Annotated in this window: 16 protein-coding genes; 8 read left to right on the top strand and 8 right to left on the bottom strand. The window is 69.3% G+C overall.

The features are described 5' to 3' along the window. Positions 1-15 precede the first annotated feature (15 nt). The 6 genes from PRL19_RS12355 to PRL19_RS12380 all read left to right on the top strand — a co-directional run bounded on the left by PRL19_RS12355 (position 16) and on the right by PRL19_RS12380 (position 5504). Positions 16-414 (top strand): cytidine deaminase, encoded by a 399-nt coding sequence (locus PRL19_RS12355; protein ID WP_273743148.1) that lies wholly within the window; start codon positions 16-18, stop codon positions 412-414. After that, on the top strand, positions 411-1694 hold the full coding sequence (locus tag PRL19_RS12360) for a thymidine phosphorylase (protein WP_273743149.1): 1284 nt from the start codon (positions 411-413) through the stop codon (positions 1692-1694). Before PRL19_RS12355 ends, PRL19_RS12360 begins: the two co-directional genes overlap by 4 nt. Then, positions 1691-2869, top strand: coding sequence for a phosphopentomutase (locus PRL19_RS12365; protein WP_273743150.1), 1179 nt, complete (start codon positions 1691-1693; stop codon positions 2867-2869). The genes PRL19_RS12360 and PRL19_RS12365 overlap by 4 nt, the downstream gene beginning before the upstream one ends. Beyond that, positions 2860-3825: an adenosine deaminase gene (locus PRL19_RS12370; RefSeq protein WP_273744506.1), complete on the top strand. Its 966-nt coding sequence runs from the start codon at positions 2860-2862 to the stop codon at positions 3823-3825. Before PRL19_RS12365 ends, PRL19_RS12370 begins: the two co-directional genes overlap by 10 nt. After that, positions 3825-4454: a uracil phosphoribosyltransferase gene (gene upp, locus PRL19_RS12375; protein WP_273743151.1), complete on the top strand. Its 630-nt coding sequence runs from the start codon at positions 3825-3827 to the stop codon at positions 4452-4454. The genes PRL19_RS12370 and upp overlap by 1 nt, the downstream gene beginning before the upstream one ends. Before the next feature lie 69 nt (positions 4455-4523). Continuing rightward, entirely contained in the window at positions 4524-5504 is a 981-nt protein-coding gene (locus PRL19_RS12380; protein WP_273743152.1) for an SPOR domain-containing protein, read from the top strand. Here PRL19_RS12380 and hemE read toward each other — a convergent pair. Beyond that, complete coding sequence (hemE, locus tag PRL19_RS12385; RefSeq protein WP_273743153.1) at positions 5501-6529, bottom strand: uroporphyrinogen decarboxylase; 1029 nt, start codon at positions 6527-6529, stop codon at positions 5501-5503. The genes PRL19_RS12380 and hemE overlap by 4 nt on opposite strands. 74 nt (positions 6530-6603) lie before the next feature. Between hemE and hemC the strand changes: the two genes are divergently transcribed. Then, the gene (gene hemC / locus PRL19_RS12390; RefSeq protein ID WP_273743154.1) at positions 6604-7542 is read left to right on the top strand and encodes a hydroxymethylbilane synthase; all 939 of its coding nucleotides are present in this window, start codon (positions 6604-6606) and stop codon (positions 7540-7542) included. Between the two features lie 32 nt (positions 7543-7574). Here the strand turns inward: hemC and lexA are convergent, their stop codons facing one another. From lexA to PRL19_RS12425, 7 genes are all read right to left on the bottom strand, one after another. After that, entirely contained in the window at positions 7575-8291 is a 717-nt protein-coding gene (gene lexA / locus PRL19_RS12395) for a transcriptional repressor LexA (protein WP_045980823.1), read from the bottom strand. Between the two features lie 88 nt (positions 8292-8379). Continuing rightward, a complete protein-coding gene (locus PRL19_RS12400; RefSeq protein ID WP_273743155.1) occupies positions 8380-9561 on the bottom strand; it encodes a molybdopterin molybdotransferase MoeA in 1182 nt (393 codons plus the stop codon). After that, positions 9558-10031, bottom strand: a complete 474-nt coding sequence (gene moaC, locus PRL19_RS12405; protein WP_273743156.1) for a cyclic pyranopterin monophosphate synthase MoaC — start codon at positions 10029-10031, stop codon at positions 9558-9560. Before moaC ends, PRL19_RS12400 begins: the two co-directional genes overlap by 4 nt. Next, complete coding sequence (trpC, locus tag PRL19_RS12410) at positions 10028-10819, bottom strand: indole-3-glycerol phosphate synthase TrpC (RefSeq protein ID WP_217844426.1); 792 nt, start codon at positions 10817-10819, stop codon at positions 10028-10030. Before trpC ends, moaC begins: the two co-directional genes overlap by 4 nt. 48 nt (positions 10820-10867) lie before the next feature. Then, the gene (locus PRL19_RS12415) at positions 10868-11503 is read right to left on the bottom strand and encodes a uracil-DNA glycosylase (protein ID WP_273743157.1); all 636 of its coding nucleotides are present in this window, start codon (positions 11501-11503) and stop codon (positions 10868-10870) included. Beyond that, the gene (gene trpD / locus PRL19_RS12420; protein WP_127898391.1) at positions 11500-12519 is read right to left on the bottom strand and encodes an anthranilate phosphoribosyltransferase; all 1020 of its coding nucleotides are present in this window, start codon (positions 12517-12519) and stop codon (positions 11500-11502) included. Before trpD ends, PRL19_RS12415 begins: the two co-directional genes overlap by 4 nt. After that, positions 12516-13106, bottom strand: coding sequence for an anthranilate synthase component II (locus tag PRL19_RS12425; RefSeq protein ID WP_045980829.1), 591 nt, complete (start codon positions 13104-13106; stop codon positions 12516-12518). The genes trpD and PRL19_RS12425 overlap by 4 nt, the downstream gene beginning before the upstream one ends. Before the next feature lie 122 nt (positions 13107-13228). On the opposite strand from PRL19_RS12425, the gene PRL19_RS12430 reads away from it, so the two are divergent. Beyond that, complete coding sequence (locus tag PRL19_RS12430) at positions 13229-13768, top strand: hypothetical protein (protein WP_194885416.1); 540 nt, start codon at positions 13229-13231, stop codon at positions 13766-13768.

Here is a 13768-nt window from a genome sequence, read left to right on the forward strand (position 1 = left end):
CGAACGGGGTGAACCATGACGACGTCATTGCTGGATGCGGCGCGCGACGTGCGCGAACGGGCCTATGTGCCCTATTCGAAATTCAAGGTCGGCGCGGCCATCCGCGGCGCGTCGGGCACCGTCTATCGCGGCTGCAACGTCGAGAACGTGGCCTATCCCGAAGGCACCTGCGCCGAGGCCGGGGCCATCGCCGCGATGGTCGCCGCCGGAGAGACGGAGTTGATCGAGGTCGCCGTCATCGCCGACAGCCCGACCCCCGTGCCGCCCTGCGGCGGCTGCCGCCAGAAGCTGGCGGAATTCGCATCCGGAGAGGTGCCGGTCCTGCTGGCCACGACCGACGGCGCGCAGATGCACACGACCGTGGGCGACCTGTTGCCCGGCCGGTTCGACGCGGGCCACATGGCGCGCACATGACCGATCCGCGTCCTGTCATATCGGCGATCCGCGACGGGCGGGGCCTGGACGGGCCGGGCGCGGCGCTGATCGCGCAGGGGCTGGCCGACGGGTCGGTCAGCGACGCGCAGGCGGGTGCCTTTGCGATGGCGGTACTGACCAAGGGCGTCGGACCGGCGGGCCGCGTGGCGCTGACGCGCGCCATGCGCGATTCGGGGCATGTCCTGCAATGGGACCTGTCGGGTCCGGTGGTGGACAAGCATTCGACCGGCGGCATCGGCGATACGGTGTCGCTGGTGCTGGCGCCGCTTCTGGCCGCGCGCGGGGTGTTCGTGCCGATGATCTCGGGTCGCGGCCTGGGCCATACGGGCGGTACGCTGGACAAGCTGGAGGCGATCCCCGGCTATCTGTGCGACCAGCCGGAGGATGACTTTCGCCGCATCGTGCGCACCATCGGCTGCGCGATCGTGGCGGCCACGGGCGACGTGGCCCCTGCGGACCGTCGCCTGTACGCGATCCGCGACGAATCGGGGACAGTGGAATCGATCGACCTGATCACCGCGTCGATCCTGTCGAAGAAGCTGGCGGCGGGGCTGGATGCGCTGGTTCTGGACGTCAAGGCGGGGTCGGGCGCCATCCTGAAGAAGGCCGACAGCGCCGGCCGGCTGGCCCAGGCCCTGGTCGAGACCGCGAACGGGGCGGGCTGCCGCACGTCTGCCTTCATCACCGACATGGATCAGCCGCTGGCCCGCAGCGCCGGCAATGCGCTGGAGATCCACGAGGCGATCCGCGCCCTGCGGGGCGAGGCCGGGGCGCTGCGCGACCTGACGCTGGCGCTGGCGGCGGAATGCCTGACGCTGGCGGGACGGTCCGCGGACGGTCTGGCCGACACGCTGGACAGCGGCGCCGCGGCCGAGGTGTTCGGCCGCATGGTCGCGGCCCAGGGCGGACCGCGCGACCTGCTGGACCGCCCCGAGGCGCATCTGGCCCGCGCGCCGTTGATCCTGCCCGTCCCCGCGCCCGCCCAGGGGCGCGTGGGGCGCATCGACGTGACCGCGCTTGGCCACGCGGTCCTGGCGCTTGGCGGTGGACGCGTGCGCGCGGCCGAGGCGATCGACCACCGCGTGGGCCTGGACCGCCTGGCCAAGCTGGGAGAGGAGGTCGGCCCCGACTGCCCCCTGGGCATGGTCCACGCCGCCGACGACACGGCGGCACAGGTGGCCATCGCCGCCGTGCAGGCCGCCTATGTCCTGGGCGACGGCCAGCCCGGCCCACTGATCCGCGACCGGATCGGCGCATGAGCCGGGCGTTCCTGATCGTCATGGACAGCGTGGGCATCGGCGGCGCGCCCGATGCCCACGCCTTCTTCAACGACGGTCGCCCCGATACCGGTGCGAACACCGTCGGGCATATCGCGCAGGCGCGACCGCTGCGGATGCCGGTGCTGGACGGGCTGGGGCTTGGGGCGGCGGTGCGGCTGGCCTCGGGTATCGATGCACCGGGTCTGGGCGCCGAACCCCGCGGCCTGTGGGGCGCGGCATCCGAGGTGTCGCGCGGCAAGGACACCCCCTCTGGCCACTGGGAGATCGCGGGCGTCCCCGTGCCGTGGGACTGGACCTATTTCCCCGACACCGATCCCGCCTTTCCCGCCGACGTGACTGCCCGGATCTGCCAGCTGGCAGGGACCGGCGGCATCTTGGGCAACTGCCACGCATCGGGGACGCAGGTCATCGACGACTTCGGCGCCCGGCATCTGCAGACCGGCTGGCCGATCTGCTACACCTCGGCCGACAGCGTGCTGCAGATCGCGGCACATGAGGAGGCGTTCGGCCTGGACCGCCTGATCGCGCTGTGCCGCGACCTGTCACCGATGCTGCACGCGATGCGCGTGGGCCGGGTCATCGCGCGCCCCTTTGTCGGCCAACCCGGCGCGTTCCGTCGCACCGGCAACCGCCGCGATTTCGCGATCGCGCCGCCGGGCGACACCATCCTGGACATCGCGCAGGGTGCGGGGCGGGTCACCCATGCCATCGGCAAGATCGGCGACATCTTCAGCCATCGCGGCATCACCCGCTTGCACAAGGGCGAAGATGACGCGGCCCTGGCCGAACACCTGGTCCGGCTTGGCAGCCAAGCCGAACCCGGCAGCCTGACATTCGCCAACTTCGTCGAATTCGACACCAATTTCGGCCACAGGCGGGACATTCCCGGCTATGCCACGCAACTGGAATGGTTCGACGGTGTCGCGGGCCGGTTCCTGGCGACCCTGTCGCCCGGCGATCTGGCGATCTTCACCGCCGATCACGGCAATGACCCGTCCTGGTCCGGCACCGACCACACCCGCGAACGCGCCCCCGTGCTGGGCCGGGGCGCGGGCGAGCGCGGCGTGGGGCAGGTGGGCTTTGCCGATATCGGCGCCTCGATCCTTGCGCATCTGAGGCTGCCCGCCCCCCGACACGGGACATCATTTCTATGAAGAAGATCGAACTGCACCTGCATCTGGAGGGTGCCGCGCCTCCCGATTTCATCCGCGGCCTGGCTCAGGAAAAACGCGCCGACCTGTCCGGCGTCTTCGACGACCGCGGGCATTACGCCTATGACGACTTTCCGGGCTTCCTGCGCTGCTACGAGGCCGCCACCAGCGTCATCAACGGACCGCGCGACTACGCCCGCCTGCTGGCCGAGGTGCTTGACCGCTGCGCCGAGGAGGGCGTGGTCTATGCGGAACTGTTCGTCTCGCCGGAATTCTGCGGCGGTGCGGACCTGTCGGCCTGGCGCGATCATCTGGCCGCGATGACCGAGGTCGCGGACCGCGCCCGGGCGGACGGCATCGACAGCCGCGGCATCGTCACCGCGATCCGTCACTTCGGCGCGGATCGTGCGCGCAAAACCGCGCGCTGTGCTGCCGAGACCGCGGGCGGCTGGATCACCGGCTTTGGCATGGGCGGGGCCGAACAGGTCGGCCGGGCCACCGATTACGCCTGGAGCTTTGACTGCGCGGCAGAGGCCGGGTTGGGCCTGACCTGCCATGCAGGCGAATGGGGCGGTCCCGACAGCGTCCGGCAGGCGCTGGACCTGGGCTGCACCCGCATCGGGCATGGCGTGCAGGCGATCGACGACCCTGCGCTGGTGCGCGACCTGGTCGAACGCGGCGTGACGCTGGAGGTGTGTCCGGGATCGAACATCGCGCTTGGGGTCTATCCGTCCTGGGGCGCCCATCCCATCGCGCGGCTGGCCGATGCCGGGGTGCGGGTCACCGTGTCCACCGACGATCCGCCGTTCTTCCACACGACGATGTGCCATGAGTACGATCGGCTTGCGTCGACCTTGGGCTGGGGCGATACCGAGTTTCGACAGATCAACCAGTGGGCTGCCGACGCCGCGTTCTGCGATGCGTCCACCCGCGACCGCCTGAAAAAGGAATTCGCCTGATGCAACACCTGACCGTCGTCGACCACCCGCTGGTTCAGCACAAGCTGTCGATCATGCGCCAGAAAGAGGTGTCCACCGCCGGTTTCCGCCGCCTTCTGCGCGAGATCAGCCTGCTTCTGGCCTATGAGGTCACGCGAGAGCTGGAGCTGACCACCATGCACATCGAGACGCCCATGTGCGAGATGGAGGCCCCAACGCTGGAGGGCAAGAAGCTGGCCCTGATCTCGATCCTGCGGGCCGGAAACGGGCTGATGGACGGCATCCTGGAGCTGATCCCCGGCGCGCGTGTGGGCTTCGTCGGCCTCTATCGCGACCCCGAGACGCTGAAGCCGGTCGAATACTACTGCAAGGTGCCGCGCGAGCTGGACGCGCGGATGACCATCGTGGTGGACCCGATGCTGGCCACGGGCAATTCGTCGGTCGCGGCGCTGGACATGTTGAAGGAGCGGGGGGCCAAGAACATGCGCTTCCTGTGCCTGTTGGCTGCGCCCGAAGGCGTCGCGCGCATGCGCGAGGCGCATCCGGACGTGCCGATCTTCACGGCGGCGCTGGACGAACGCCTGGACGATCACGGCTATATCGTCCCGGGCCTGGGCGATGCCGGCGACCGGATGTTCGGCACGAAATAAGGCCGCCCGTTAACCGCCGTTTCACGGTTCTGCGCTAAGTCTGGGGCAGGACAACGGAATGGATGGCAGATGATCGGGCACTTGCGGGTCTTGGCGATGCTTTTGCTAGGCGGGGCGGCGCAGGCCGCTCCGACGCCACCGCCCCCCGCCGGTTTCGCGGGGATGCAGTATATCGACGGCAACGGCTGCGTCTTCACCCGCAGCGGCGCCGACTGGACCGCGCGCCAGGATGGGCAGGGGCAGGCGCTGTGCGGCTTTCCCCCCAGTCTGGACGTCCGGCGCACGGACCCGCTGACGGAACGGGCGCTGCCGCTGACCCAGGCACCGCCGCCCAATGTCGAAACCATGCTGCTGGAACAGCTGTCGCGCGACCTGCGCCCCGGCGAATGGACCGCGGACCCGGCCCCACCCGAGACCCGCGCGGAACCGGCCGCGTCGCGGGTGCCCGATCCGATCCACACCGCGCTGCAGGATGCCCTGACCATGGCGCCGACGCTGCGCGAGGCCACCGGCCTGTCGGGCAGTCCGGAGCTGTGCGCGCGCCTTGGCTACAAGCCGGACCCGTCGGCATCCGCGCAGGGCTCTACCTTGGGGCTGTGTCCCGGCATGCGCGCGGCCACCGCGACGGCGTCGTTGACCACGGGAGTGACCGCGGCACCGCCACGGCCAGACCCGGCAGCCGTCAGGACGGCCCCGGCGGCGCGGCCGACGGTTGCCGCGACCCCGCGCGCCACCGCCCGTCGTGCGACCTCACCGACCCCTGCGGCGCCCGTCGCCGCCGCGCCCAAGCCAGTGGCTGTGCCGGGACCCGAGATGATCCCGGCGTCGGCGCGGTATGTTCAGGTCGGTGCCTATGGCGACGAGGGGAACGCGATGATCGTGCTGCGGGCGCTGGCCGCGCGCGGCTATCCGACGGGGCAGGGGCGAACAACGGATAGGACGAAACCGCTGCGGCTGATCATGGCGGGACCCTTCACCGACCGGCAGGCCCTGATCGCCGCGCTGAACGATCTGCGGGCGAACGGCTATCCCAAGGCGGTGGCGCGCTAGGCGCTGCGCACCGCCTCGATCATCCGGGCGACGTTGTCGGGATCGGCGTCAGGCGTGATCCCGTGACCCAGGTTGAAGACATGCGGACCGCCGCGCAGGGCGCGGGTGATCCGCTGCGCCTCGGCGACAAGTTCGGGCCCGCCCATGACCATGTGCCGCGGGTCCATGTTGCCTTGGACGCAGCCCTCGGTCTGGACGTGGCGGGCGGCCCAATCGGTCGACACCGAATTGTCCAGCGCGACGCAGTCGGCTCCGACCGCCGCCCGAAACCCGACATAACGCTCGCCCGCCTCACGGGGGAATGCGATGATAGGCACGCCGGGATGACGCGCCTTCAGCGCGGCGATGATCCGCTTGGCCGGAGCGATCGCGAAGTCGTCGAAATCCTGGCCCTTCAGGCTGCCGGCCCAGCTGTCGAACAGCTTGACGACTTCGGCCCCGGCCTCGATCTGGCGTGACAGGTAATGGATCGTGGCATCCGTGATCAGGTCGATCAACGCGGCGAATGTCGCGCGGTCCTGATCCTTCAGCAGATGCGCAGGACCCTGATCCTTGGTGCCGCGGCCGGCGACCATGTAGGTCGCGACCGTCCATGGCGCGCCGGCAAAGCCGATCAGCGCGGTTTCCCGCGGCAGTTCGCGTGACAGGATCCGCAGCGTCTCATAGACGGGTGCCAGCTGCGCATCGACCTGATCCGCCGGTTTCAGCCGCGCCAAATCCGACGCGCTGGTCACGGTGGACAGCCGCGGTCCTTCTCCGGTGACGAACCACAGGTCGGCGCCCAAGGCCTGGGGGATCAGCAGGATGTCGGCAAAAAGGATCGCGGCATCAAAGCCAAAGCGGCGGATCGGCTGCAGCGTGACCTCGGCGGCAAGGTCGGGATTGTAGCAGAGCGACAGGAAATCGCCCGCCTGCGCGCGCGTCGCACGGTATTCCGGCAGATAGCGCCCGGCTTGACGCATCATCCAGATCGGCGGGGTGGGCAGTGTCTCGCCGGCCAGGGCGCGCAGCAGAAGTTTGGTCATGGGGCCTCCTGCGCCCCTTGAAGGTCAGGCGACAGGCGTTGTCAAGCGCAGCCCCGGCGGCTATGCCGTGGCGCATGACACAGATGCCCACCCCCACCCGCCCGCTTCGGATCGGCACGCGCGGATCGGTCCTGGCGCTGGCGCAGGCCCATGAGACCCGCGACCGCCTGATGGCCGCGCATGGCGTTCCGCAGGACGCGTTCCAGATCATTCCGATCAAGACCACCGGCGACCGCGTCCTGGACCGCCCCCTTTCGCAGATCGGCGGCAAGGGCCTGTTCACCCGCGAGATCGAGGAGGCCCTGACCGAGGGCGCGATCGACATCGCCGTGCATTCGATGAAGGACATGCCCACGCTGCAACCGGACGGCTTGATCATCGACTGCCTTCTGCCGCGGGAGGATGTCCGGGACGCCTTTGTCAGCCCGCACGTGGCCTCGATCAGCGCGCTGCCGCAGGGGGCGGTTGTTGGTTCCTCCAGCCTGCGGCGGCGCGCCCAATTGGCACACCGTCGTCCCGATCTGCAGTTGGTGGAATTCCGGGGGAATGTGCAGACGCGCCTGCAGAAGCTTGCAGACGGGGTTGCCGTGGCAACCTTCCTGGCAATGGCAGGACTGTCGCGGCTGGACATGCGTCACGTCGCCCAAAGTGCCATCGATCCGGACGAGATGCTGCCCGCTGTCGCACAGGGGGCCATCGGCATCGAGCGCCGTGCCGACGATCAGGGCTGTGCGATGCTGTTGTCGTCGATCAACGATCCGCTGACGGCGCTGCGGATTGAGGCAGAGCGCGCGTTCCTGCGCCGCTTGGACGGGTCCTGCCAGACGCCCATCGCGGGGCTTGCCACGCTGGATGGTGACCGCATGACGCTGCGTGGTGAAATCCTGCGCCCGGATGGCAGCGAGGTCGTCGCCGGTGTCCGTGATGGTCTGACATCGGATGGTGCGGCCATGGGTACAGATCTCGCGGAGGAACTGCTGTCCCGCGCCGGACCCGGTTTTCTGATCGCCTGAGGATATGCCGGGGCACAGCCCCGGCAAGCGAGTCAATAGCTGCGGATCAGTCCGACCAGCCGGCCCTGGATGCGCACGCGGTCCTCGGGAAGAAGCCGCGTCTCGTAGGCCGGATTGGCGGCCTCCAGCGCGATCATCGATCCTTTGCGACGATAGCGTTTCAGGGTGGCTTCCTGATTGTCCACCAAGGCCACGATGATGTCGCCCGTCTCCGCAGTGTCCTGTTCGCGAATCACCACGACGTCGCCATCGTTGATGCCGGCCTCGATCATTGAATCACCCGTCACCTCAAGCGCGTAATGATGTTCACGGCCCGACAGCATCGTTCCCGGCACCGCGACATGGTGCGACACTTCGGAAATTGCCTCGATCGGCACACCGGCGGCGATACGGCCCATCAGGGGCAGCTGAACCGCAGGGCTGTCGACGACCGTCATGGCGCCGCGCGGGCGGGCGGGGCGCGTGTTCGAGATGACGCGCGGCGTGAAGGCCGGACGCGTCTCTTCGGGGGCGGCGTCGGTCAGGTGGGACAGGGCGTCGGGCAGGCGAAGCACCTCAAGCGCGCGGGCACGGTGCGGCAGGCGCCGGATGAAGCCTCGCTCCTCCAGCGCGGTCACCAACCTGTGGATGCCGGACTTGGACCGCAGGTCCAAAGCATCCTTCATTTCGTCGAAGGAAGGCGGCACGCCGTCCCGCGCCATCCGCCTCTGGATGAACTCAAGCAGTTGGATCTGCTTTTTCGTCAACATGGCCCGCCCTTTTCTTCGTGTTCCGCGTCTGTTCTAGCTTATCCACAGAATCGCGTCAATCAGTGACCGTGAAAGGGTGAAAAAACAGTTAACTAGCGGCAAGGGGAATGTAATCGACCAGATCGCCCGCCGGCCTGGCCGGATCATGCGGCGGACGAACCAGCAGCGCCTTCGCTTGCGCCATCAGCGCCAGCCGTGCCGAATCCTGATCCGCGAAGGGCGCGATCAGGGGCAGGTCCTCGCCCGCAGCCAATGTCGCCCGCAGGTAATGCTGACGGGGTCCTTCAGCCGGCAGGTCATGGGCCAGCCTTGCCTTGCGCAACGGCGCATCCGCCGGAAGCCCCTGCATCGCGCGGATCAGGGGCTGCATGAACAGAACCGCGCAAACCATTGCCGAAACGGGATTTCCTGGCAGGCCCAGCATGGCGCCTTTCGCCATCCGGCCCGCCATCAGCGGCTTTCCGGGACGAAGCGCGACCTTGTAAAAGGCCTGTTCGATACCGTGTTCCTGCGCCATCTTGCCGATCAGGTCGTGGTCGCCGACCGATGCGCCGCCGATGGTGACCAGCAGATCCGCGTCCGCCGCCGCGCGGAAACTGGCACGCAGGCTGTCCTCGGTGTCGCGCGCGATCGGCAGGATATGCGGCTCACCGCCCGCATCACGGACCATGGCTGCAATGGTCAGGTCGTTCGAGCTGATGATCTGACCCTCCGCAGGGTCCGTGCCGGGGGGAACCAATTCATCGCCGCCTGCCAAGATGGCGACGCGGGGGCGCGCGGCGGTCGTGATCTTATCCACGTTCATCGCGGCCAGCAGACCGATATGAGCGGCGCCCAAGACGATCCCCGGCGCGACGGTATCGCCTTGCGCAAAGTCGTTGCCACGCGCCCTGATGTTGCTGCCCCCGGATCGGGTCAAAACGTGGATCACGTCGCCGTCGCGGTCCACGTTCTCCTGCAGTTCGACATGGTCAAAGCCTTGCGGCACCGGTGCACCGGTGAAGATGCGGATGGCGGTTCCCGGGCGGGCAGTACCGCCCCACGGATGGCCTGCCGCGCTGGTCCCGATCACGGTCAGGGCGTCTTCCAGATCGGCCGCCCGCATCGCATAGCCGTCCATCGCGGACGCATCGAAGGGGGGCTGGGTCAGGCGGGACACGGCGGGCTGCAGCAGAGCGCGCCCATGGGCGTCGGCCAGGGACACAATCTCGGGGCGCGGCGGGTTGGCAAGGGCCAGAACGCGTTCAAGGGCCTCGGTGACCGAGATCATCGCGGCGCCTCGTAGGGGCCGGACTTTCCGCCATCCTTGCGCAGCAGGCGGATGTCCTGAATCTCCATCGACTTCTGCGCCGCCTTCAGCATGTCGTATACGGTCAGGCAGGCGGTGGTGACGGCGGTCAGCGCCTCCATCTCGACCCCGGTGCGGCCGGTGGTGCGGACGGTCGCGGTGACGCGGATACCGGGCAGGTCTGGATCGGCCACAAGGTCGACCGCGACCTTGGCCAGCGCCAGCGGATGGCACAGCGGGATCAGATCGGCGGTGCGCTTTGCGCCCATGATGCCCGCCAGGCGCGCCACGCCCAGTACGTCGCCCTTGGCCACACCCCCCTGCGCCAGGGATAGCGTTTCCGGTGTCATGATCACGCAGCCCGTGGCCACGGCCTCGCGCGCGGTTTCGGACTTGGCCGAGATGTCGACCATATGCGCCTGACCGGCGGCGTCGAAATGGGTCAGGGTCATGCGGCGACGTCCAGGATGGCGCGGGTGGCGGCGGTCACGTCGGCCTGACGCATCAGGCTTTCCCCGATCAGGAAGCGCCGCGCGCCGGTCTGCATCATCGCGCCCAGGTCCGCCGGGGTGAACAGCCCGCTTTCGCAAACCAGCTGGCGGTCGTCGGGGATGCGCGGTGCAAGGTCGCGCGTCACATCAAGTGTGACGTCGAAGGTCTTGAGATTGCGGTTGTTCACGCCGATCAACGGCGATTTCAGGCGCAGGGCGCGGTCCAGTTCGGGCGCGTCATGCACCTCGATCAGGACATCCATGCCCCAGCCCATCGCCGCATCCTCCAGGTCGCGGGCCTGGGCGTCGTCGACCGAGGCCATGATGATCAGGATGCAGTCCGCGCCCCAGGCCCTGGCCTCTGTCACCTGATAGGTGTCGTAGAGGAAATCCTTGCGCAGCGCCGGCAGGTCGCAGGCGGCGCGCGCGGCCGTCAGGAACGCGGGCGCACCCTGAAAGCTGGGGCCGTCGGTCAGCACCGACAGGCAGGCCGCGCCGCCCGCCTGATAGGCACGGGCCAGCGAAGGCGGATCGAAATCGGGCCGGATCAGGCCCTTGGACGGGCTGGCCTTCTTGATCTCGGCGATCAGGGCGGGGCCGCCGGCTGCGGCCCGGTCCAGCGCGCGGGCAAAGCCGCGGGGTGCGTCGGCCGCACGGGCCTGCGCGTCGAGGTCGGCCAGCGGACGCGCGGCCTTGGCGGCGGCGATCTCTTCCAGCTTGTAGGCCTTGATCTTGTCCAGAATATCCATGCCCCCGTTCTATCCCCACCGCGCGGGCGGGGAAAGGGGGCGCGGCGGTCAGCCGGTCCAGTCGATGGGCGCACGCCCCTGGACCGTCAGCCAGTCGTTGATGCGGCTGAAGGGCCGCGATCCAAAGAACCCGCGCCGGGCCGACAGGGGCGAGGGATGGGCCGTGGCGATCACCAGATCCTGCGCGCGCGGCAGGCCTGCCACCGCTTTGCGCGCGTGATTGCCCCACAGCAGGAAGGCCAGCGGACCGTGCGCCTGCGCCTCGGCAACGGCCTGTCGGGCCAGCCGTTCCCAGCCCCAGCCCGCATGGGCTCCTGCCTGTCCCGGCGCGACCGACAGTGCGGTGTTCAGCAGCAGCACGCCCTGATGCGCCCAATGCGACAGATCACCCGTGGCGGGCGCATCGCCCAGATCGTCGCGCAGCTCGGCAAAGATATTGCGCAGCGACCGGGGCAGCGGCGTGTGGGGCGTGACCGAGAATGCCAGCCCGTTCGCATGGCCCGGCGTCGGATAGGGATCCTGGCCCAGGATCACGACGCGTACATCCCGCGGCGATGTCGCCTGCAGGGCCGCGAAGATCCGATCAGGCCCGGGCAGGAACGCCGTGTCCGACAGTCGGTCGCGGATCGCCGGCCAGTCGTCCTGAAAGAACGGCAGATGCGCCCAGTCCGACGGGGGCGTCATGATTCGGGTGCGCCGGTGACTTGCGCCAGCGCCACCAGCCGTGCCTTTGCCGCGCCGCTGTCCAGCGATTCGGCGGCCATCCGGGCCCCGTCGCGCAGGTCGGAAACACGCCCCGCGATCAGCAGCGCAGCGGCCGCGTTCAGCAGCACCGCGTCGCGATAGGCGCCCCGTTCGCCGTCCAGCAGGGCCCGGAAGGCCGCGGCATTGTGCGACGGCTCTCCGCCCACGATCGCGGCGAAGGGATGGCGGGAAAGGCCCGCATCCTCGGGGGCGATGGTGAATTCGGTGATCTGGCCGTCCTGCAGCGCGGCCACGTGGCTGTCCTCGGCGATCGACAGCTCGTCCGTGCCGTCGCCGCCATGCACAAGCCAGGCCGATGTCGACCCCAGGTCGCGCAGCACCTCGGCCATGGGGCGCAGCCAGTCGGCACTGAACGCACCGGTCAGCTGGCGGCGGACCCCGGCCGGATTGGTCAGCGGTCCCAATAGGTTGAAGACGGTGCGCGTGCCCAGTTCGGTCCGGGGCGGGCCGACATGGCGCATCGCCGGATGGTGCATCGGCGCCATCATGAAGCAGATGCCCGCCTGGTCCAGCGCGCGCTGCGCCACGGCGGGGCCGCCCAGCACGTTGATGCCCATCTGGGTCAGCGCATCGGCCGCCCCGGATTTCGACGACAGGTTGCGGTTGCCGTGCTTGGCCACGGGCACGCCGGCCCCCGCCACGACAAAGGCCGTCGCGGTCGAGATGTTCAGCGTCCCCTTGCCGTCGCCGCCGGTGCCCACGATGTCCATCGCGCCGTCAGGTGCGGTGACGCGGTTCATGCGGGCGCGCATGGCGCGGGCGGCGGCTGCGATCTCGTCCACGGTTTCGCCGCGCACGCGCAAGGCCATCAGCAGGCCGCCGATCTGGGCGGGGGTCGCCGCACCGTCGAACAGCGCAGAGAACGCGGCCTCGGCCTCGGATCCCGTCAGGGGGCGTTCAGCGGCAAGGCCGATCAGGGGTCGGATGTCCGTCATGCGGCGTCCTTGCGGACGGTGCAGCGATCCAGGAAATTGCGGATCATCTCGTGTCCGAACTGCGAGGCGATGGATTCGGGGTGGAACTGCACGCCCTCGATCGGCAGGTCGGAATGGATCAGGCCCATGATCGTGCCGTCGTCCGACGTCGCGGTGACGCGCAGGCAGTTCGGCAGGGTCTCGGGTTCGACGGTTAGCGAATGATAGCGGGTGGCGTTCAGCGGCGATTGCAGCCCCGAAAAGACGCCCGTGCCGTCATGACTGATTGCGTCGACCTTGCCATGCAGGATGCGGTTGGCGCGCACGACGCGACCGCCGAACGCCTCTCCGATCGCCTGGTGGCCCAGGCACACCCCGAACAGCGGCACGGCCCGGTCCGCGGCCGCGCGGATCAGGTCCAGGCAGATCCCCGCCTGCGCCGGATCGCACGGCCCCGGAGAGATCACGATCCCGTCCGGCGCCATCGCCAGGGCCTCGTCCACGGTGATCTGGTCGTTGCGGCGCACGACGACCTCGGCCCCGGCCTCGCCCATGTAATGGACAAGGTTCCAGGTGAAGCTGTCGTAATTGTCGATCAGAAGGATCATCGATGCACCTTGCGGCCAGAAGAAGGGGGGCGGTTTCCCCCGGAAAAAGCGTCCGCTATAGATGGGCCAAAGCGCCACCGGGGGTCAAGACCGGGCGGACGCACAGCACGGACGGGGCAGGGATGGCACGGGGATTTCTGGCGGGGGCGGCGACGGGCGGGCTGGTTGGGGTCCTGGCGCTGGCCGGGCTGTCGCTGGCGGTGCCGCTGGCGCAGCCGGGGCGTGACGCGCTGTCGATCGGCATGCCGATCGGGTCCGAATTCGGACGCGGGGGCGACGTCTCGCCGACCTTGCCCGCGCCCAGTGCGGCCAGCCTGCGCGATGCGGCCACGCCCGCCGCGGTGCCCGCACCCCAAGATGAACCGGCCCCCGTGACGAATGACACGATGCGTCCCAGCCTGCAGCCCACGGACCGGATGCCGGCGCAACCCGCGCCCGACATGGCCGCCGATGCGCCCGGCCTGACCCTGCGCGGCGATACGCCGGTGACGGTGACCGGCCCCGCGCCGCAGCCCGCGATCCGTGCGGCGCAGGACGGGTTGCCGCGGATCGCGCCGTCGGACGATCTGCCGATGGACCGGGCGCCCGTGATGCCCGCGCCGGCGCTGGACCTGTCGCTGCCGCCGGACCTGACCGACCTTCGCAGAATGGAACGAGACTGA

The organism is Paracoccus marcusii (assembly GCF_028621715.1).
In the GTDB taxonomy this organism is placed as follows: Bacteria; Pseudomonadota; Alphaproteobacteria; order Rhodobacterales; family Rhodobacteraceae; genus Paracoccus; species Paracoccus marcusii.